General features: G+C 56.8%; 28 protein-coding genes and 1 pseudogene. 28 read left to right on the top strand and 1 reads right to left on the bottom strand.

Translation table 11 applies throughout. The features are described 5' to 3' along the window. Window positions 1-235: 235 nt before the first annotated feature. From rplC to ACWIUF_RS00070, 28 genes are all read left to right on the top strand, one after another. Window positions 236-877, top strand: a complete 642-nt coding sequence (gene rplC, locus ACWIUF_RS00205; RefSeq protein ID WP_448570131.1) for a 50S ribosomal protein L3 — start codon at window positions 236-238, stop codon at window positions 875-877. A gap of 74 nt (window positions 878-951) precedes the next feature. Then, window positions 952-1593, top strand: coding sequence for a 50S ribosomal protein L4 (gene rplD, locus ACWIUF_RS00200; protein ID WP_448570130.1), 642 nt, complete (start codon window positions 952-954; stop codon window positions 1591-1593). Further along, complete coding sequence (locus tag ACWIUF_RS00195) at window positions 1583-1894, top strand: 50S ribosomal protein L23 (protein ID WP_448570129.1); 312 nt, start codon at window positions 1583-1585, stop codon at window positions 1892-1894. Before rplD ends, ACWIUF_RS00195 begins: the two co-directional genes overlap by 11 nt. A gap of 69 nt (window positions 1895-1963) precedes the next feature. Continuing rightward, window positions 1964-2827, top strand: a complete 864-nt coding sequence (gene rplB, locus ACWIUF_RS00190; RefSeq protein ID WP_448570128.1) for a 50S ribosomal protein L2 — start codon at window positions 1964-1966, stop codon at window positions 2825-2827. A gap of 65 nt (window positions 2828-2892) precedes the next feature. Beyond that, a complete protein-coding gene (gene rpsS / locus ACWIUF_RS00185; protein ID WP_448570127.1) occupies window positions 2893-3171 on the top strand; it encodes a 30S ribosomal protein S19 in 279 nt (92 codons plus the stop codon). A 17-nt stretch (window positions 3172-3188) separates the two neighbouring features. Continuing rightward, window positions 3189-3548 (top strand): 50S ribosomal protein L22, encoded by a 360-nt coding sequence (gene rplV, locus ACWIUF_RS00180; RefSeq protein ID WP_448570126.1) that lies wholly within the window; start codon window positions 3189-3191, stop codon window positions 3546-3548. Between the two features lie 17 nt (window positions 3549-3565). Beyond that, complete coding sequence (gene rpsC, locus ACWIUF_RS00175) at window positions 3566-4291, top strand: 30S ribosomal protein S3 (RefSeq protein WP_448570125.1); 726 nt, start codon at window positions 3566-3568, stop codon at window positions 4289-4291. Window positions 4292-4293: 2 nt separating this feature from the next. Further along, window positions 4294-4713 carry a 50S ribosomal protein L16 gene (gene rplP / locus ACWIUF_RS00170; protein WP_448570124.1) on the top strand — a complete coding sequence of 140 codons (420 nt, stop codon included), beginning with the start codon at window positions 4294-4296 and terminating at the stop codon, window positions 4711-4713. Between the two features lie 3 nt (window positions 4714-4716). Further along, the gene (rpmC, locus tag ACWIUF_RS00165) at window positions 4717-4992 is read left to right on the top strand and encodes a 50S ribosomal protein L29 (protein ID WP_448570123.1); all 276 of its coding nucleotides are present in this window, start codon (window positions 4717-4719) and stop codon (window positions 4990-4992) included. A 6-nt stretch (window positions 4993-4998) separates the two neighbouring features. Then, the gene (gene rpsQ, locus ACWIUF_RS00160; protein ID WP_448570122.1) at window positions 4999-5250 is read left to right on the top strand and encodes a 30S ribosomal protein S17; all 252 of its coding nucleotides are present in this window, start codon (window positions 4999-5001) and stop codon (window positions 5248-5250) included. Window positions 5251-5292: 42 nt separating this feature from the next. After that, window positions 5293-5658, top strand: a complete 366-nt coding sequence (rplN, locus tag ACWIUF_RS00155; protein WP_265900331.1) for a 50S ribosomal protein L14 — start codon at window positions 5293-5295, stop codon at window positions 5656-5658. Beyond that, window positions 5659-6009, top strand: coding sequence for a 50S ribosomal protein L24 (gene rplX, locus ACWIUF_RS00150; RefSeq protein WP_448570121.1), 351 nt, complete (start codon window positions 5659-5661; stop codon window positions 6007-6009). A 93-nt stretch (window positions 6010-6102) separates the two neighbouring features. Further along, entirely contained in the window at window positions 6103-6645 is a 543-nt protein-coding gene (gene rplE, locus ACWIUF_RS00145) for a 50S ribosomal protein L5 (RefSeq protein WP_448570120.1), read from the top strand. 51 nt (window positions 6646-6696) lie between these two features. Further along, entirely contained in the window at window positions 6697-7098 is a 402-nt protein-coding gene (rpsH, locus tag ACWIUF_RS00140; protein WP_448570119.1) for a 30S ribosomal protein S8, read from the top strand. 121 nt (window positions 7099-7219) lie between these two features. After that, window positions 7220-7759 (top strand): 50S ribosomal protein L6, encoded by a 540-nt coding sequence (gene rplF / locus ACWIUF_RS00135; RefSeq protein WP_448570118.1) that lies wholly within the window; start codon window positions 7220-7222, stop codon window positions 7757-7759. Between the two features lie 18 nt (window positions 7760-7777). Further along, window positions 7778-8137 (top strand): 50S ribosomal protein L18, encoded by a 360-nt coding sequence (gene rplR, locus ACWIUF_RS00130; RefSeq protein WP_448570117.1) that lies wholly within the window; start codon window positions 7778-7780, stop codon window positions 8135-8137. Window positions 8138-8225: 88 nt separating this feature from the next. Next, on the top strand, window positions 8226-8747 hold the full coding sequence (gene rpsE, locus ACWIUF_RS00125) for a 30S ribosomal protein S5 (RefSeq protein ID WP_448570116.1): 522 nt from the start codon (window positions 8226-8228) through the stop codon (window positions 8745-8747). 72 nt (window positions 8748-8819) lie between these two features. Beyond that, complete coding sequence (gene rplO, locus ACWIUF_RS00120; protein ID WP_448570115.1) at window positions 8820-9287, top strand: 50S ribosomal protein L15; 468 nt, start codon at window positions 8820-8822, stop codon at window positions 9285-9287. Between the two features lie 32 nt (window positions 9288-9319). Beyond that, window positions 9320-10633, top strand: coding sequence for a preprotein translocase subunit SecY (gene secY, locus ACWIUF_RS00115; RefSeq protein ID WP_448570114.1), 1314 nt, complete (start codon window positions 9320-9322; stop codon window positions 10631-10633). Then, window positions 10633-11187 carry an adenylate kinase gene (locus ACWIUF_RS00110; RefSeq protein ID WP_448570113.1) on the top strand — a complete coding sequence of 185 codons (555 nt, stop codon included), beginning with the start codon at window positions 10633-10635 and terminating at the stop codon, window positions 11185-11187. The genes secY and ACWIUF_RS00110 overlap by 1 nt, the downstream gene beginning before the upstream one ends. Before the next feature lie 230 nt (window positions 11188-11417). After that, entirely contained in the window at window positions 11418-11642 is a 225-nt protein-coding gene (gene infA, locus ACWIUF_RS00105) for a translation initiation factor IF-1 (protein WP_006100613.1), read from the top strand. Window positions 11643-11868: 226 nt separating this feature from the next. Beyond that, window positions 11869-11982 (top strand): 50S ribosomal protein L36, encoded by a 114-nt coding sequence (gene rpmJ / locus ACWIUF_RS00100; RefSeq protein ID WP_265900341.1) that lies wholly within the window; start codon window positions 11869-11871, stop codon window positions 11980-11982. Window positions 11983-12165: 183 nt separating this feature from the next. Next, complete coding sequence (rpsM, locus tag ACWIUF_RS00095; RefSeq protein WP_448570112.1) at window positions 12166-12552, top strand: 30S ribosomal protein S13; 387 nt, start codon at window positions 12166-12168, stop codon at window positions 12550-12552. Between the two features lie 270 nt (window positions 12553-12822). Continuing rightward, window positions 12823-13218, top strand: coding sequence for a 30S ribosomal protein S11 (gene rpsK, locus ACWIUF_RS00090; protein ID WP_448561469.1), 396 nt, complete (start codon window positions 12823-12825; stop codon window positions 13216-13218). A gap of 82 nt (window positions 13219-13300) precedes the next feature. After that, the gene (locus ACWIUF_RS00085; protein WP_448570111.1) at window positions 13301-14242 is read left to right on the top strand and encodes a DNA-directed RNA polymerase subunit alpha; all 942 of its coding nucleotides are present in this window, start codon (window positions 13301-13303) and stop codon (window positions 14240-14242) included. A 197-nt stretch (window positions 14243-14439) separates the two neighbouring features. Then, the gene (gene rplQ / locus ACWIUF_RS00080; RefSeq protein ID WP_448570110.1) at window positions 14440-14790 is read left to right on the top strand and encodes a 50S ribosomal protein L17; all 351 of its coding nucleotides are present in this window, start codon (window positions 14440-14442) and stop codon (window positions 14788-14790) included. Between the two features lie 119 nt (window positions 14791-14909). Continuing rightward, window positions 14910-15749 carry a tRNA pseudouridine(38-40) synthase TruA gene (truA, locus tag ACWIUF_RS00075; RefSeq protein WP_448570109.1) on the top strand — a complete coding sequence of 280 codons (840 nt, stop codon included), beginning with the start codon at window positions 14910-14912 and terminating at the stop codon, window positions 15747-15749. Between the two features lie 366 nt (window positions 15750-16115). Next, window positions 16116-16580, top strand: a complete 465-nt coding sequence (locus tag ACWIUF_RS00070; protein WP_448570108.1) for a CYTH domain-containing protein — start codon at window positions 16116-16118, stop codon at window positions 16578-16580. Between the two features lie 34 nt (window positions 16581-16614). Here the strand turns inward: ACWIUF_RS00070 and ACWIUF_RS00065 are convergent. Then, a pseudogene (locus tag ACWIUF_RS00065) lies at window positions 16615-16910 on the bottom strand (hypothetical protein); the annotation flags it as partial.

Raw genomic sequence — 16910 nt, 5'->3', positions numbered from 1 at the left:
ACCCTTAAATGTTAGGCAACAGTGTCGGTTCGTTTCGCCGCGATCGTCGGCTCGTCCCGGCTCGGGCTGCCCGTAGTTTCAGCTAACACTGTTCCAAACCCGGAACCCAAAAAACAAGCCGCATCCAATCTCAACGCGTCTTGGCTTTTGAGATGAGGATATTCTGTCTTGTTTCCCGGAGCCAAACCCTGGCTCCAATTGCGATGTGTCCACAAACGTTGGGAGTTCAGTTGCTGTGTCTACAGGTCTACTTGGCACCAAGCTGGGGATGACCCAGATCTTTGATGAGGAAGGGCTTGCGATCCCCGTAACCGTGGTCCAAGCTGGCCCTTGTCCCGTGACCCAGATCAAGTCACCGGAAACCGATGGCTATGCGGCTATTCAAATCGGCTATGGCGAAGTGAAGGAAAAAGCACTGACCCGGCCTGAATTGGGCCACCTCGCCAAGTCCGGTGTCTCGCCTCGGCGTCACCTGCAAGAATTTCGGGTGGCCAATGTCAGTGGCTATGAATTAGGTCAAGCCCTTACGGTTGAAGCTTTTCAACCCGGTCAGCTTGTTGATGTCACCGGAAATCGCATCGGTCGGGGGTTCGCGGGTTACCAAAAGCGCCACAACTTCCGGCGTGGTCCGATGGCCCACGGGTCAAAAAACCACCGACTCCCCGGTTCTACGGGAGCAGGAACGACACCCGGTCGGGTTTATCCCGGTAAGCGCATGGCAGGTCGGATGGGGGCTACCCAAGTCACGATCCGGAAGCTCACCGTCGTCAAAATCGACACAGAGCGTAACCTGCTCCTGATTAAAGGGGCCGTGCCAGGGAAACCGGGCAGTGTCCTTCGGATCTCGCCCGCCAAGGTGGTGGGTAAAGCCAAGTAACCCGCTTCTAGCGCATTATTCTGGAGCTTCGATTCCGGAAGTCAAGGGCGGAATGTTATTGAGAGTGAAGCAAGATGGTTGAGTGTGCTGTCAAAGATTGGCAGGGAGAAGTCGTCGCTCAGACGGCGATCGATCTCAAAGTCGCCCGCGAAGAAACGGCGGCGGGAATTGTCCATCGTGCCCTAGAGCGTCAATTGGCCAATAGCCGCCAGGGGACCGCTGCGGCTAAAACCCGAGCTGAGGTCAGTGGGGGTGGCCGCAAACCGTGGCGGCAGAAGGGGACGGGGCGTGCCCGCGCCGGATCAAACCGATCGCCCCTGTGGCGGGGCGGTGGGGTGATCTTCGGCCCCAAGCCCAGGGACTATGCCACCAAAATGAACCGCAAGGAACGGCGGCTAGCGCTGCGGACGGCTTTTCAAAGTCGGGCTGCAGATCTGATTGTGGTGGAGGATTTTGCCACCCAGTTTGCCCGTCCCAAAACCAAAGATTTAGTCGCAGCGCTGAGTCGCTGGGGGGCCGATACCACGGCCAAGTTGCTACTCATTCTGCCGGAACGCAGCGAAGCCCTAGACAATGTGTATCGATCGGGGCGGAATGTGCCCAACCTGAAGTTGATCACGGCGACTAACCTGAATATTTTCGACCTTTTGGCGGCGGATCAGATTGTTGTCACCGCTGCCGCCCTGACCAAAATTCAGGAGGTGTATGGTGAGTAAGGTAGAAACACGTGACCTAGCGGACCTGATTCGGCGTCCGATCGTGACCGAAAAGGCAACCCGCTTAATGGAGAACAACCATTACACCTTTGAGGTGGCCCTGAAGGCAACCAAACCCGAAATTAAGGCGGCGATCGAATATCTATTCGACGTGAAGGTAGTGGGCATTAGCACCCAGCGTCCGCCCCAGAAACGTAAATCCTTTGGCCGTTCAGTCGGCTACCGACCCCAATACAAGCGGGCGGTGGTCACCCTTGCACCGGAAAACTCGCTCCGCGAGGTCTTTTTCCCAGAAGTTTAAGTTGGGCTGGGCGGGGCACCTCGCCTCGGTTAAGCCTATCGTCAACCATGCCGTCACTGTGAGTGAGTTATGGGTATCCGTATTTATCGCCCCTATACACCTGGGACCCGCCAGCATTCGGTCACTGACTTTGCTGAGATTACGCGGTCTGAACCCGAAAAGTCCCTAACCCGCCATCGTCATCGCCCTAAGGGGCGTAATAACCGGGGCGTAATCACCTGTCGTCACCGGGGCGGCGGTCATAAGCGCCTCTATCGCATCGTTGATTTTCGACGGGATAAGCACAATGTTCCGGCCAAGGTAGCGGCGATCGAGTATGACCCCAACCGTAATGCGCGATTGGCCCTGTTGTACTACCGCGACGGCGAAAAGCGCTATATCCTGCATCCGGTTGGCCTCGCCGTGGGCACGGAAGTCATCGCCGGACCGGAATCCCCGATCGAAGTTGGTAACGCTCTACCGCTGGGGAATATCCCGACGGGGACAATTGTCCATAACGTGGAGCTAACCCCCGGTCGCGGGGGTCAGATTGTGCGGGCAGCGGGTGGTGCGGCTCAAGTCCAAGCCAAAGAAGGCCAATATGTCTTGGTCAAACTGCCCTCTGGGGAAGTGCGTCGCATTCGCCGGGAGTGCTATGCGACGATCGGCCAAGTTGGGAATACGGACGCCCGCAACACCAGCTTAGGGAAAGCCGGACGCAAACGGTGGTTAGGTCGCCGTCCGGAAGTCCGCGGCAGTGTGATGAACCCGGTCGATCACCCGCATGGGGGCGGCGAAGGTCGGGCACCCATTGGCCGCAGTGGTCCGGTTACACCGTGGGGTAAACCCGCCCTAGGGGCCAAGACCCGCAAGCGCAAGAAAGCGAGTAATGCCTTGATCGTGCGTCGTCGCCGTCGTTCTTCCAAGCGGGGCCGGGGTGGACGGCAAAGCTAGACAGCCGTTGCCACTATCCCGCCAACTTGCTCCCAATCCCTCCCTGCAATACGCCCAATACGCCTATGTCTCGTTCACTCAAAAAAGGTCCCTTCGTTGCCGATCATCTCCTCAGCAAAATTGAGAAGTTGAACGCCAACAACGAAAAACAGGTCATTAAAACCTGGTCCCGTGCCTCCACCGTAGTACCCCAGATGATTGGGCATACGATCGCCGTTCACAATGGACGTCAGCATGTGCCCGTCTTCATCAATGAGCAAATGGTTGGCCACAAGCTCGGTGAATTTGCCCCTACCCGTACCTTTCGGGGGCACGCCAAGAGTGATAAAAAGGCCCGTCGCTGATCGATCAGGAGAAACCTATGGCCGTTGATACCAGCTATGAAGTCAAGGCGATTGCCCGCTCGATCCGCACATCGCCCCATAAAGTCCGTCGGGTTTTGGATCAAATCCGAGGCCGTACCTACCGAGAAGCCTTGATCATTCTCGAATTTATGCCCTACCGGGCCTGTGAATATGTTCTGAAAGTGCTGCGATCAGCCGTGGCCAACGCTGAACACAATGAAGGACTTGACCCAGCGACCCTCGTGATTAGCCGTGCCTTTGCCGACCAGGGACCGAGTCTGCGCCGCTATCGGCCCCGTGCCCAAGGGCGAGCCTACCAGATTCGCAAGCCCACCTGCCATATCACGATCGCAGTGGCCCCAACCATCGACGACTAGCCTTAGAGGAGACACCTGTGGGACAAAAAATTCATCCAGTTGGTTTTCGCCTCGGCATCACCCAGGAACACCGCTCCCGTTGGTTTAGCGACACCAAGCGGTACCCCAGCCTGTTGCAGGAAGACCACAAAATTCGCAAATATGTCGAAGCGAAGCTCAGCAATGCTGGAATTTCCGACATTCGCATCGAGCGCAAAGCGGATCAAATTGATCTCGAAGTCCGGACGGCTCGGCCAGGGGTGGTGGTCGGTCGCGGCGGATCGGGGATTGAGTCCCTGCGCGTGGGGCTACAGGACGAGCTTCACAGTGGCGATCGCCAGATTCGCATCAACGTGGTCGAAGTGGCCCGTGTCGATGCTGACGCGGGACTGATCGCCGAGTACATCACCCAGCAATTGGAACGGCGCGTATCCTTCCGGCGGGTGGTGCGTCAAGCCATCCAACGAGCACAACGAGCCGGCGTCCAGGGCATCAAGGTCCAGGTCAGTGGGCGGCTGAATGGCGCCGAAATTGCGCGATCGGAGTGGACGCGGGAAGGTCGAGTCCCCCTGCATACCCTGCGGGCCGACATCGACTTTGCCTATCGCACGGCCCAAACGACTTACGGAGTGTTGGGGGTCAAGGTCTGGGTCTTCAAGGGCGAGATCATTCCCGGCCAGGAAGAACCAGCGACCCCCACCTCGGCCAATCGTCCCCCCCGGCGGCGGCGTCAGCAATTTGAGGATCGGTCTAACGAGGGGTAATTATGCTCAGTCCCAGAAGAACTAAATTCCGCAAACAGCAGCGGGGTCGGATGACCGGCCAAGCGAGTCGTGGCAACGAAGTCAACTTTGGCGATTTTGCCCTGCAAGCCCTCGAACCCGCCTGGATCACCTCCCGCCAGATTGAGGCTAGCCGTCGGGCCATCACCCGGTACGTGCGCCGGGGGGGCAAGATCTGGATTCGAGTCTTCCCAGATAAGCCCGTGACCCTGCGTCCGGCAGAAACCCGGATGGGATCTGGGAAAGGGAACCCAGAGTATTGGGTAGCCGTGGTCAAACCGGGCCGGATTTTGTTTGAGATCGCGGGTGTTTCGGAAGCCGTGGCCCGTGAAGCGATGCGCCTTGCCTCCTACAAGCTGCCGATTAAAACCAAGTTTATTGCGCGTGAGCAGGAGCAGGAGTAACCAATGCCACTGTCCAAGATTGACGATTTTCGGTCTCTCAGTGAGGCCGAACTCAACGAACAAATCAGCAGCGTCAAGCGCGATCTGTTTGAGCTGCGGCTGCAACAGGTGACGCGATCGACCGATGCCCGTCCCAAACCCCACCAGTACAAGCACCTCAAGCACAAACTGGCCCAATTGATGACCCTGGAACGGGAGCGGCAAATCACCGCGAGCACGACCGGAACCGTCGTCACCGGGGACGCCACACCTAGCGCATTGGCTTCAGAGGAGGAATAAGGGGTTATGGCAGTTAAAGAACGGGTTGGCTTGGTGGTCAGCGACAAGATGCAGAAAACGGTGGTGGTGGCCGTGGAAAACCGGGCACCCCACCCCAAGTACGGCAAGATTGTCGTTCGCACCAAGCGCTATAAGGCCCACGATGAAGAGAATCGCTGTAAGGTCGGCGATCGGGTCCGGATTCAAGAAACCCGCCCCCTGAGCCGCACCAAGCGTTGGACCGTGACCGAGATCCTTAGTCATACCCCCCTGGCGTAATCCAGGCTTACCGTCAACCTCTGGACCCGAAGGAAACCGATCGTGATTCAACAAGAAACCTATCTCAACGTGGCTGACAACAGCGGTGCGCGTAAGCTCATGTGTATCCGTGTCCTCGGCGGTAACCGTCGGTATGCGGGTGTGGGCGACGTGATTATCGCTGTGGTTAAAGATGCCCTACCCAACATGGCAGTGAAAAAATCCGATGTGGTGCGGGCCGTCATTGTCCGTACCCGTAAAAGCCTGCGGCGCGGCAGTGGCATGAGCATTCGCTTTGATGACAATGCGGCTGTCATTATCAACGCCGATGGGAATCCCCGTGGGACGCGGGTGTTTGGCCCGGTAGCGCGGGAGCTACGCGACAAGAATTACACCAAAATTGTTTCGCTAGCACCGGAGGTTCTCTAAATGAAAAACCGTTCAAAAGCTACCCCAACGCGGCATCGGATGCATGTCAAGCGGGGTGATACCGTTCAAGTGATTACTGGCAAGGACAAGGGCAAAGTTGGTGAAATCCTCCAGACCTTCCCGAAGACCAGCAAGGTATTGGTGAAGGGGGTCAACATCAAGACCAAGCATATTAAGCCGCGTCAAGAGGGTGAATCGGGCCGGATTGAAACCGTAGAAAGCCCCATCCACAGCTCTAACGTCATGCTCTACTCCAATAAGGAGAAAGTCGCCAGTCGCGTTTGCTATACCTTCACCCCAGAAGGTCGCAAGGTGCGAATGCTCAAGAAAACCGGTGAAATTCTGGATTAAGCGCCCAACGGCTCCCGTAGCCGTCCTGCCGAGATCCCTCACTGGCATCCACCCTATGCCCCTGACCAAGACCAGGGCACCCCATAAGGACCTATGGCACAAACTCTGAAAACCCGTTACCGCGAGACGATCGTTCCCCAACTGACAACCCAGTTTGGCTACACCAACGTTCACCAAGTCCCCAAGTTGGTCAAGATTACGGTGAACCGAGGCTTGGGCGAAGCCGCCCAAAACGCAAAAGCGCTGGAGTCGTCGGTCCAAGAGTTGGCGGTGATTACTGGGCAAAAACCCGTGGTTACCCGCGCCAAGAAGGCGATCGCTGGCTTCAAGATTCGTCAAGGAATGCCGATTGGCCTCATGGTCACCCTGCGGGGCGATCGCATGTATGCCTTTTTGGAACGCTTGATTAACTTAGCCTTACCTCGGATTCGCGACTTTCGCGGCGTCAGCCCCCGCAGTTTTGATGGTCGCGGCAACTACACCCTGGGCGTTCGAGAGCAGTTGATTTTCCCGGAAGTCGATTATGACAGCATTGATCAAATCCGAGGCATGGACATCACCATTGTCACCACCGCCAACACCGATGAGGAAGGCCGCGCCCTCCTCCGGGCGATGGGCATGCCCTTCCGCGACTAGGACCCTTAAAACAGTCCTCGCTGCTACAGGAATATCACGATAGAGACAACTATGGCAGTTAACGACACCATTGCAGATATGTTGACCCGCATTCGCAACGCGAATCTGGCTCGGCATCAAACCACCGAAGTGCCTTCGACCAACATGACCCGTAGTATCGCGCGGGTGCTCCAGGAGGAGGGCTTCATTGAGGGATTTGAGGACGTTGGCGAAGGGGTAAAGCGACGGATCGTGATTACGCTCCGCTATCGCGACAAAAACCGTCGCCCGACGATCACGGCCTTGCAACGGGTGAGTAAACCCGGTTTGCGCGTGTACTCAAACCGCAAGGAATTGCCACGGGTATTGGGGGGCATTGGCATTGCCATTATCTCCACCTCCAACGGCATCATGACCGATCGCGAGGCCCGACGACGGGGGGTAGGTGGCGAAGTGCTGTGCTATGTCTGGTAACTGCCTGCCATTGCCAGCCTGATTACCACAGCATCATGGCTTTTCCCCCTGGTTGGCTAGCCCCGGTTTGTGGCTAGGGCTGGGAGCGCACATTCAGTTTAAGACAGAGGATACAGGAGCTATGTCTCGGATTGGCAAGCGCCCGATTCCGGTTCCCGCCAAGGTAACCGTGACGATCGACGGGCAACAAGTCACCATCAAAGGCCCCAAGGGCGAACTGTCCCGTGTGCTGCCGAATGAGGTTTCGGTGGAGCAGGTGGACGGCGAGGTTCAGGTGAAACGGCGGGACGAATCCCGTCCGGCACGGCAGCGTCATGGCCTCTGCCGCACCCTGGTGGCCAATATGGTCGAAGGGGTTTCCCAAGGCTTCCAGCGCCGCCTGGAGATCCAAGGGGTGGGCTATCGGGCACAGGTCCAGGGCAAAAACCTGGTGCTGAACATGGGCTATAGCCACCCCGTGACGATCGACCCCCCCCCTGGCATCGAATTTGTGGTCGAGAACAACGTCAATATCATTGTCAGCGGCATCGACAAGGAAATTGTCGGCAATACAGCGGCGCGAGTCCGGGCCGTGCGGAAGCCAGAACCCTATAAGGGCAAGGGAATTCGCTACCAAGGCGAACAGGTTCGGCGCAAAGCTGGTAAGTCTGGTAAGAAGTAAGGGCTAAGGGTTAATGCTATGAAAAGTCGTAAAGATCTGGTCCAAGCACGGCATCGTCGGGTGCGCAAACGGCTATCGGGAACGACCGATCGCCCCCGTCTGGCGGTCTTCCGCTCCCATCAACACATTTATGCCCAAGTCATTGACGATACCCAGCACCACACCCTAGCAGCCGCTTCAACCCTTGATCCGGAATTGCGGGGCCAACTGGCGTCGGGGGCCAACTGTGAGGCTTCTAGCGCCGTGGGCAAACTCATTGCACAGCGAACCCTGGCAAAGGGGATTCAACACGTCGTCTTTGATCGCGGTGGTAATCTCTATCATGGCCGCGTCCAGGCATTAGCCGATGCGGCCCGTGAAGCTGGGTTGCACTTCTAGGGCTGAACCCAAAACCAATGGGATCATCAGAACCCACTAACCGTACTGGTAAGAACTGGCAACAGAGGATTAGGACGAAGGAACCGTTATGGCAAAATCTCGTAAGGCAAGCCGCGCCCGCGAAAAGGAAACCGATTGGCAAGAACGGGTGGTGCAAATCCGCCGGGTTACCAAGGTGGTTAAGGGCGGTAAAAAGCTCAGTTTCCGAGCGATTGTCGTCGTTGGTAATGAACGCGGCCAAGTGGGCGTCGGGGTGGGCAAAGCCGCTGACGTGATTGGAGCCGTGCGCAAGGGCGTCGCCGATGGGAAGAAACATCTCATTGAAGTACCGATCACCAAGTCCAGTTCCATCCCCCATCCGGTCAACGGCGAAGGGGGCGGGGCTGCCGTGCTGATTCGGCCTGCCGGTCCAGGTACCGGGGTAATTGCCGGGGGCGCTGTGCGGGTGGTCCTAGAACTGGCTGGGGTGAAGAATGCCCTCGCCAAACAATTGGGTTCGGATAATCCCCTCAATAATGCCAGAGCCGCCGTGTCGGCTTTATCCGCCCTGCGAACGTTTGCCGAAGTGGCCGAAGAACGCGGGATTCCGATCGAGCAGCTTTATGCCTAGGTCCAGGCTGGAGGGGATCGTCCCCATGCCAGCCATTCGCCGTTACTCACTAACAAGGAATCAGGTCGCGAGATGAGACTCCAAGACGCCAAACCCCAAAAAGGGGCCAAACACCGCCGCCGTCGAGTCGGTCGGGGCATTGCTGCGGGTCAGGGAGCCAGTTGTGGCTTCGGGATGCGCGGCCAGAAGTCACGATCGGGTCGCGGTACTCGCCCCGGCTTTGAGGGGGGCCAACTGCCCCTGTACCGTCGGGTGCCCAAGTTAAAGCACTTCCCCATTGTTAACCGCCGTCAGTACACTACGATTAACGTAAGCGCACTGGCATCGTTGCCGGCAAACACAGAAGTCACCCTCGACTCCCTGCTAGCAGCGGGAATTGTCACCACCTCACGGGGGCCGCTCAAAATCCTGGGGGATGGCAACCTTAATGTGGCCCTACAGGTGAAAGCGGCTGCCTTTACAGCGGGTGCCCGCAGCAAAATTGAAGCTGCTGGAGGTAGTTGTGAAGTGATTGAAGCGGTCGCCGCTGGTGCCGAATAGCCACGCAGTTCTGTCGGTAGAGGTATCCGCTCATGGTTGAAAGTCGCGATCGCGCACCGACAGCCCAAGAAACGTTTATGCAAATGGCCCAGGCAGCCGGTCTGCGTGGGCGTTTGTTGGTGACGATCGGGCTGTTGATTTTAGTCAGATTGGGGATCTATTTGCCGGTCCCTGGCATCGATCGGGAAGCCTTCCGGGAAGCCTTGGGCAACAACCCTGTGATTGGTTTTCTCGACATTTTCTCTGGGGGGGGCTTCCTCGCCCTAGGAATTTTTGCGTTGGGGATTCTGCCTTTTATTAATGCCTCGATTATTTTGCAATTATTAACAGCCGCGATCCCCGCCCTAGAAGACTTACAGAAAAATGAAGGGGAAGCGGGACGACGCAAGATTTCCCAAATTACCCGCTATGTGGCCCTAGGTTGGGCGATCTTCCAGAGCGCGGGGTTGGCCCTGTTGGTGAGTAACCTAGGTGCCGCTGCTAGCCCTGGCCCACTCTTCATTGTGCAAATGGTTCTAGCCTTAACGGCAGGGGCCATGTTTGTCATGTGGATCGGGGAACTGATTACCGAACGCGGGGTGGGTAATGGTGCGTCTCTGTTGATCTTCGTCAACATCGTTTCCACACTACCCAAGTCGCTTTCCGACACCTTTGCCCTCACCCAAAGTGGCGATAGCAACCTCGTCGGCGGGGTGATCATTCTTTTGTTAGTCTTCCTGGCCGTCATCGTTGGGATTGTCTTTGTCCAGGAAGGTACCCGCCGGATTCCGATTATTTCGGCTCGACGCCAGGTGGGACGGCGGCTATATCTGGAGAAAAGCAGCTATCTGCCCCTCCGGCTAAACCAGGGCGGTGTGATGCCAATCATTTTTGCCTCGGCAGTGTTGGTGCTACCGGCATCCCTCGCCTCCTTCACCCGGAATGAGTTCATGGTACAACTGTCGGCCTACCTGAGTCCCAATGGGCCGGCCCCGTGGCTTTATGTCCTGTTCTATCTTGTCTTAATTCTGTTCTTTAGCTATTTCTATGCCTCGTTGATTATCAACCCGGAGGATCTGGCTAAGAACCTGAAGAAGATGGGATCGAGTATTCCCGGTATTCGCCCCGGCCAAAAAACCAGCGAGTATATCGAACGCATCCTGAATCGGTTGACCTTCCTGGGGGCGATTTTCCTGGGGGTGGTGGCGATCGTGCCGACGGCAGTGGAAAGTGCGACACGGGTACGGACCTTCCAAGGCTTAGGGGCCACCTCGTTACTGATTCTGGTGGGGGTGGCGATCGACACCTCGAAACAGATTCAAACCTATGTCATTTCCCAACGCTATGAAGGGATGGTGAAACAGTAGTGAAGCGTTTAGTGTTTTTGGGACCACCGGGATCGGGGAAGGGAACCCAGGCCGTGCGCTTGGCCGATCGCTGCCAGATTCCCCACATTTCCACCGGGGATCTGTTACGGGCAGCAGTTGCCCAGCAAACCGAACTGGGGGTCAAGGCCAAAGCCTACATGGATCGCGGCGAATTAGTCCCCGATGCCTTGGTCCTGGGGATGGTGGAGACCCGTCTTGCTGAGCCGGATACCACCTCTGGCTGGATTCTGGATGGCTTTCCCCGCAACCGATCGCAGGCCGAAGCCCTGGATGCAATGCTGCAACACCTAGGACAAGCGTGTGATCATGCCCTGAACCTGGAGGTCCCGGACACTGAACTCATCCAACGTCTCCTGGCACGGGGACGGCAGGACGACAACGAAGCGGTGATCCGTCGCCGCCTGGAAGTCTACCGGGAGCAAACCTTGCCCATGCTGGCGTTCTATGAAGGCCAGGGTAAGCTGGTGGCCATCAACGGTAACCAAAGCATGGATGCCGTGACCGCAGCCCTAGAGCAGGCGATCGCGGCCTAGGCCGAGTCGCTTGTGGCATAGCCGTCTCGGCTGTTTTCGCCTCCCAAAAGACCAAGCCGGCAGGCAGGATGCCTACCCCACGGCCAGCCCCCCTGCCAATGACGTTCCTGTTGACCGCTAGCTAGGACACAATCCTTGTATATATTTGCTAAGCTGAAGGATGCTAGGATACGTGTCGTGCTGATGGCTGGGGACAATGGCAGCATCTATAACCCCACAAAGGAGGTCGATTGGCTAAACAAGATCTAATTGAAATGGAAGGGACGGTAACCGAGTCCTTGCCGAACGCCATGTTTCGGGTGGACCTGGATAATGGCTTTAACGTCTTGGCCCATATTTCCGGTAAGATTCGCCGGAACTATATCAAAATCCTACCCGGTGATCGCGTCAAGGTGGAGTTAACTCCCTACGACTTGAGCAAAGGACGGATTACCTATCGTCTGCGTAAGAAATAAGCGGCGGCCTGCCAGCGATATCCCCGCGATCGGTGCGCTCCGCCAGGTATTCACCGCTAGGGGGCGATCAGCTTTGCGAGAAACTCTTATTGACCGTCGTCCTAACCTTCGTCAAGTAGGACACGCAAATAGGGGCACCGGTAGGACCGCATATTAGATCCCAATATTTGACAAAAGTTTCCTAAAGTTGCTATCGTAGTGTGTTTGTAGAAGCGCCAGAAAAGGCATGAAAGTTCGAGCATCCGTCAAGAAAATCTGCGAGAAGTGTCGGATTATCCGTCGGCACGGTCGAGTTATGGTGATCTGCTCCAACCCGAAACATAAGCAACGCCAAGGCTAGTCGGGATTTACCGGGATTCCATCAGGTCTATAAGAGCCATTGTAACGGCTGTGTCAAGCCCTGGGGAAAAACGGTCACGGCTAGCCTTGGGGGCATCGGGTTGCCTGAGCAGGCATTGGGGGGAATCGTCCTAACCCACTCTAGATATCATCATCCATCATCAAACTTAGGGGGATAAACAGCGTGGCAAGAATTGCGGGTGTAGACCTCCCGCGCGATAAGCGGGTCGAAATTGGTTTGACGTACATCTACGGGATTGGCCTGACCCGATCGCAAAAGATTTTGGCTGCAACTGGGGTAAACCCAGACACCCGCGTCAAGGATCTGAGCGACGCCGAGGTGGCGGCCCTACGGGAAGCGGTGGAAACTGGCTACCAGGTGGAAGGGGATCTGCGGCGTCTAGAAAGCATGAACATCAAGCGATTGATGGACATTGGCACCTATCGGGGGCGTCGGCACCGGATGGGGTTACCTGTTCGGGGTCAACGCACCCGGACCAATGCCCGCACCCGTCGCGGAGGGGTCCGTCGCACGGTGGCTGGGAAGCGCAAGGCAACGTCGAAGAAATAGTGCAAGGGACATCTGGGCAAGCCACCTGATCTGGCCTAGGGGCTGGCGCAAGGGGGCGATGTCTGAGTCTTTCTGCCTAGGTTGCAGCCCCGTGTCCATTGACCGTCCGCACTCGTTGCTTGCAGGAGCCTTCAGTACGGGTTATGCGGTACACATTTTGGGCACGAGCGTTTCAACACAAGATTGTGAGACCGTTTTGGTTTCAGGACAGTTTGATTGAGGTACTTCGGTACAACCGTTTAAGGTATAGAGGAAGCTAGAGAGGCGGCAATGGCGCGACAAACAGGTAAGCGGAGCGGGACCAAAAAGCAACGGCGCAACGTTCCCAATGGGGTGGTTCACATCCAATCTACGTTTAACAACACGATCGTTACGATTACCGATCCGATTGGGGAAGTGATTTCCTGGGCATCGGCGGGATCGAGCGGTTTTAAGGGAGCCAAGAAGGGCACCCCCTTTGCCGCCCAAACGGCTGCGGAAGGTGCGGCGCGGCGCGCAGCAGACCAGGGGATGCGCCAGGTTGAAGTCATGGTGAGTGGACCGGGAGCAGGCCGAGAAACCGCTATCCGGGCACTCCAAGGGGCCGGTCTAGAGATTACGCTGATTCGCGATGTGACCCCGATTCCTCATAACGGTTGCCGACCACCCAAGCGTCGTCGGGTGTAGCGAAGCACCCAAGGTATTGGCGGCTATTGCACAACCCAGTTGGGCAATCGTTTATCTTCAAGAGGATTTGGGAGGTTGGGCTGTGACTCAGTTTGAATGCAAGGTTGAGTCCAATGAGTATAACTACGGTAAGTTTGTTCTAGAGCCCCTGGAACGGGGGCAAGGAACGACCGTCGGGAATGCCCTGCGGCGTGTGTTGTTGTCAAACCTGGAAGGGGCAGCGGTAACGGCAGTGCGCATTGCTGGTGTCAACCACGAGTTTGCCACCATTCCAGGGGTACGGGAGGATGTGCTGGACATTCTCCTGAACATGAAAAAAGTCATCTTCCGCAACTATTCACCCCAACCCCAGATTGGGCGCTTGCGGATTCATGGGCCAGCTACGGTCACAGCAGGCAGTTTCAGCGAGGAATTACCCACCGACCTGGAGGTGATCAACACCGAGCATTACATTGCCACCTTGGCCGCCGGGGCCACCCTGGAGATGGAATTCCGGGTTGAGCGCGGTCACGGGTATCGCACGGTCGATCGGATGCGGGATGAAACCACGGCGATCGACTTCCTCCAGATCGATGCGGTGTTTATGCCCGTAACCCGTGTGAACTATAGCGTGGAGGCCATCCACAGTGGGCCTGGGATTGAGCACGATCGCTTGCTCCTGGAGGTGTGGACCAACGGCAGTTATACCCCGAAGGAAGCCCTCAGTCAGGCAGCCGAGATCCTCACCAATCTGTTTAGCCCGCTGAAGGACATCTCCTCCCAGGCCCCAGGGCCAGATGAGACTAAACCGGGCGACGATCGTGAACATCAGATCCCGATCGAGGAATTACAGTTGTCAGTCCGGGCCTATAACTGCCTGAAGCGGGCACAGATTAACTCCGTCGCCGATCTCCTCGACTACTCCCAGGAAGACCTGTTGGAGATCAAGAACTTTGGTCAGAAATCTGCCGAAGAAGTGATCCAAGCCCTCCAGGATCGCCTGGGGATTACCTTACCCCAAGAAAAGGCTCACAAGACGGGCTAGGCATTGAGGTGATAGATGATAGGTGATAGATGATAGATGACAGGGAACAGCTAATAGGTAACACGTGATAGGCGGGGACATTCTCCTTGATATCTAAAAACCTAAAGCCCATAACCTGCGCTCTAAAATCTAAAATCTAAAATCTAAAATCTAATCCCACACAAACTTGCCATCACTACTAGCTTAGGTAATGAATCATGCGTCACGGTTGTCGAGTTCCCAAATTAGGTAAACCTGCTGATCAGCGGCGGGCCATGCTGCGTGCCCTGACCACGCAATTACTTCAGCATGGTCGAATTGTCACGACCAAGGCCCGTGCCAAGGCGGTGCGTGCTGAAGCCGATCGTATTATTACGTTGGCGAAGGATGGGAGTCTGGCTGCCCGTCGGCAAGTGTTGGGCTACGTTTACGATAAGGATTTAGCCCACTCCCTATTTGCCCAGGTAGGTGAGCGTTATGGCAATCGCCAGGGCGGCTACACCCGGATTCTGCGCACGGTGAATCGTCCGGGGGATAATGCCGAGATGGCCGTGCTGGAATTGGTTTAGTCGGACTCGATCACACCCTGAGCACTGCTGAACATTCAAGAAGACTGGGGGCAGTTGTGATCAAGATGGGGCAGGGAGGGGAGCGATCACATCAGGCGCAATCCGACCTGCCCTTGGTCATGGGAGAGGTGGCTAGCCAGTCTTCCCAGGAACCGCAGCGGCAACGTATCGCCCTCTTGCTGCAATATGTGGGTACCCATTTTCATGGCTGGCAGTGGCAACCGCAACAGCGCACGGTTCAAGCAGAATTGGAGGCCGCGATCGCGGCGATCGTGGGTGAGCCAGTCCGGGTGACAGGGGCCGGTCGGACGGATACGGGGGTTCATGCCGCCGGTCAAGTCGCTCATTTTGAAGTGAGTTCACCGATCCCAGTGGCCCGGTGGCCAGGGGTGATTAATAGTCGGTTACCATCCGATATTGCGGTAACCGCCGCCACCGCCGTCGGACCGGACTGGCACGCGCGTTTTTCTGCCACCTGGCGACGCTATCGTTACACCCTCTATACCGGGAGTCGGCCTAATTTATTTGTCCGACCCTTTACCTGGCATTACTACTACGAACCGCTGGATGTGGTAGCGATGCGGGCAGCCCTGGAACCCTTATTGGGGCATCACCACTTGTCTGCCTTTCACCGGGCAAATTCCAGCCGGAATCATTCCTGGGTTGAGGTCCAAGCCGTAATCTGCCAAAAGCGGGGGCCGTTCATTGAAATTGAAGTGCAGGCGAATGCCTTCCTGTATGGAATGATGCGATTGCTGGTGGGGTTGTTGGTGCAGGTGGGGCGCGGCCAGCGATCGCCGGATGAGTTCACTCAGCTTTGGACGCTGGAACAACGTGATCGGGTGAAATATGCGGCTCCCCCCCAGGGCTTGTGTTTATTAGGGGTCGGTTATCCGGATGAGCTATTCGCCACGACGGTGCGGCAAAACAATAGTCAACCCCATTTTTATCTGGATTGATCGCGCCTTTTCTGGCCGATTAGCACCCGTGTTATTGCCAAATCACAGCGACGATCGGGCCAGTCGAGCCGTTCCCGATTGTCGCCCAGACAACACTCATACCGCTCCGAACCGGGCAGCACCAGCCGATTTTGCGCCCTTGACAAGGCCGTCGTGTGCGCTAGTACTCTGTCAGCCATAAATTGATAGGTTGCCGATCGGCCCCAGGCCCCTTCAACAAGCTCAGGGTAACCGGGGGCCGTTGGGGCTGAGCCTGTCGCAAGCCTCTCCGCTCAAGCTTGACCAAACACGAGTGACAGCGTTGTTTAGGCGACTGAAGAATACGGACCCTCGAGGCTATACTGCGGCTGGATTGGGGAGAATTCAATGGCGATCGAAATTGAGCGCAAGTTTCTGGTCCAGAGCGACGCATGGCGATCGCTGGCGGTGGGGATTTTGTATCGTCAGGGCTATATCAGCCGGGGCAATGGGCGAACGGTGCGGGTACGGCAGGCGGGCGATCGGGCCTACTTAACGATTAAGGGGGCGACGAGCGGGTTGTCTCGGTCTGAATTTGAGTACGAAATCCCTATGGACGATGCCGAGATCATGCTCACGACCCTGTGTGATCGGCCCTTGATTGAAAAAAAGCGCTATCGAATTGCGATCGAGGATTTGGTCTGGGAGGTCGATGAATTTTTAGGTGAAAACGCGGGCTTGATTGTGGCCGAAGTGGAATTACAAGCGGCCAATCAAACCCTTACCTTGCCGGACTGGATTGGTACAGAAGTTTCGGGTGATCCGCGTTATTTCAACTCCAACCTGGTCACCCATCCATTCACACACTGGTAGGGGCAACCCTCATCCCGGAGAGGCCCCTCCCCCTTCAGGTGTTGGCACCGGGTAAGGAGGGCGGGGAAACAATGGCGCCTGGCCCCTTACCATTACTCGCGATCGGTTCGACCTCTTCGCGCAGCAAGAGTTCACGGATCAGGCGGGCGATCGCCCGTTGGGCCAGACCCGACATGACCTGTTGGCCCATTTCCTGGACTTCGGGGCGGAAGAGTAACCCGGCTAGGGCGGGTAACTTTTGCAGCGGATCGAAGCCAGGAGTTTCCTGGAGAATGGCGAAAATGCGCTGGGCCTGCTCTAGCCCTGGGGCGGGCTGGGGCGGTTGGTGGC

This window comes from Trichothermofontia sp., from assembly GCF_053493415.1.
This window is presented reverse-complemented; position numbering and strand designations above follow the sequence as displayed.

Coding starts and splice junctions, on each gene's coding strand:
- rplD (WP_448570130.1), top strand. CDS start 952: ATGGTTGAGTGTGCTGTCAAAGATTGGCAGGGAGAAGTCGTCGCTCAG.
- ACWIUF_RS00195 (WP_448570129.1), top strand. CDS start 1,583: ATGGTGAGTAAGGTAGAAACACGTGACCTAGCGGACCTGATTCGGCGT.
- rplB (WP_448570128.1), top strand. CDS start 1,964: ATGGGTATCCGTATTTATCGCCCCTATACACCTGGGACCCGCCAGCAT.
- rpsS (WP_448570127.1), top strand. CDS start 2,893: ATGTCTCGTTCACTCAAAAAAGGTCCCTTCGTTGCCGATCATCTCCTC.
- rplV (WP_448570126.1), top strand. CDS start 3,189: ATGGCCGTTGATACCAGCTATGAAGTCAAGGCGATTGCCCGCTCGATC.
- rplP (WP_448570124.1), top strand. CDS start 4,294: ATGCTCAGTCCCAGAAGAACTAAATTCCGCAAACAGCAGCGGGGTCGG.
- rpmC (WP_448570123.1), top strand. CDS start 4,717: ATGCCACTGTCCAAGATTGACGATTTTCGGTCTCTCAGTGAGGCCGAA.
- rpsQ (WP_448570122.1), top strand. CDS start 4,999: ATGGCAGTTAAAGAACGGGTTGGCTTGGTGGTCAGCGACAAGATGCAG.
- rplX (WP_448570121.1), top strand. CDS start 5,659: ATGAAAAACCGTTCAAAAGCTACCCCAACGCGGCATCGGATGCATGTC.
- rplE (WP_448570120.1), top strand. CDS start 6,103: ATGGCACAAACTCTGAAAACCCGTTACCGCGAGACGATCGTTCCCCAA.
- rpsH (WP_448570119.1), top strand. CDS start 6,697: ATGGCAGTTAACGACACCATTGCAGATATGTTGACCCGCATTCGCAAC.
- rplF (WP_448570118.1), top strand. CDS start 7,220: ATGTCTCGGATTGGCAAGCGCCCGATTCCGGTTCCCGCCAAGGTAACC.
- rplR (WP_448570117.1), top strand. CDS start 7,778: ATGAAAAGTCGTAAAGATCTGGTCCAAGCACGGCATCGTCGGGTGCGC.
- rpsE (WP_448570116.1), top strand. CDS start 8,226: ATGGCAAAATCTCGTAAGGCAAGCCGCGCCCGCGAAAAGGAAACCGAT.
- rplO (WP_448570115.1), top strand. CDS start 8,820: ATGAGACTCCAAGACGCCAAACCCCAAAAAGGGGCCAAACACCGCCGC.
- secY (WP_448570114.1), top strand. CDS start 9,320: ATGGTTGAAAGTCGCGATCGCGCACCGACAGCCCAAGAAACGTTTATG.
- rpmJ (WP_265900341.1), top strand. CDS start 11,869: ATGAAAGTTCGAGCATCCGTCAAGAAAATCTGCGAGAAGTGTCGGATT.
- rpsK (WP_448561469.1), top strand. CDS start 12,823: ATGGCGCGACAAACAGGTAAGCGGAGCGGGACCAAAAAGCAACGGCGC.
- rplQ (WP_448570110.1), top strand. CDS start 14,440: ATGCGTCACGGTTGTCGAGTTCCCAAATTAGGTAAACCTGCTGATCAG.
- truA (WP_448570109.1), top strand. CDS start 14,910: ATGGGAGAGGTGGCTAGCCAGTCTTCCCAGGAACCGCAGCGGCAACGT.
- ACWIUF_RS00070 (WP_448570108.1), top strand. CDS start 16,116: ATGGCGATCGAAATTGAGCGCAAGTTTCTGGTCCAGAGCGACGCATGG.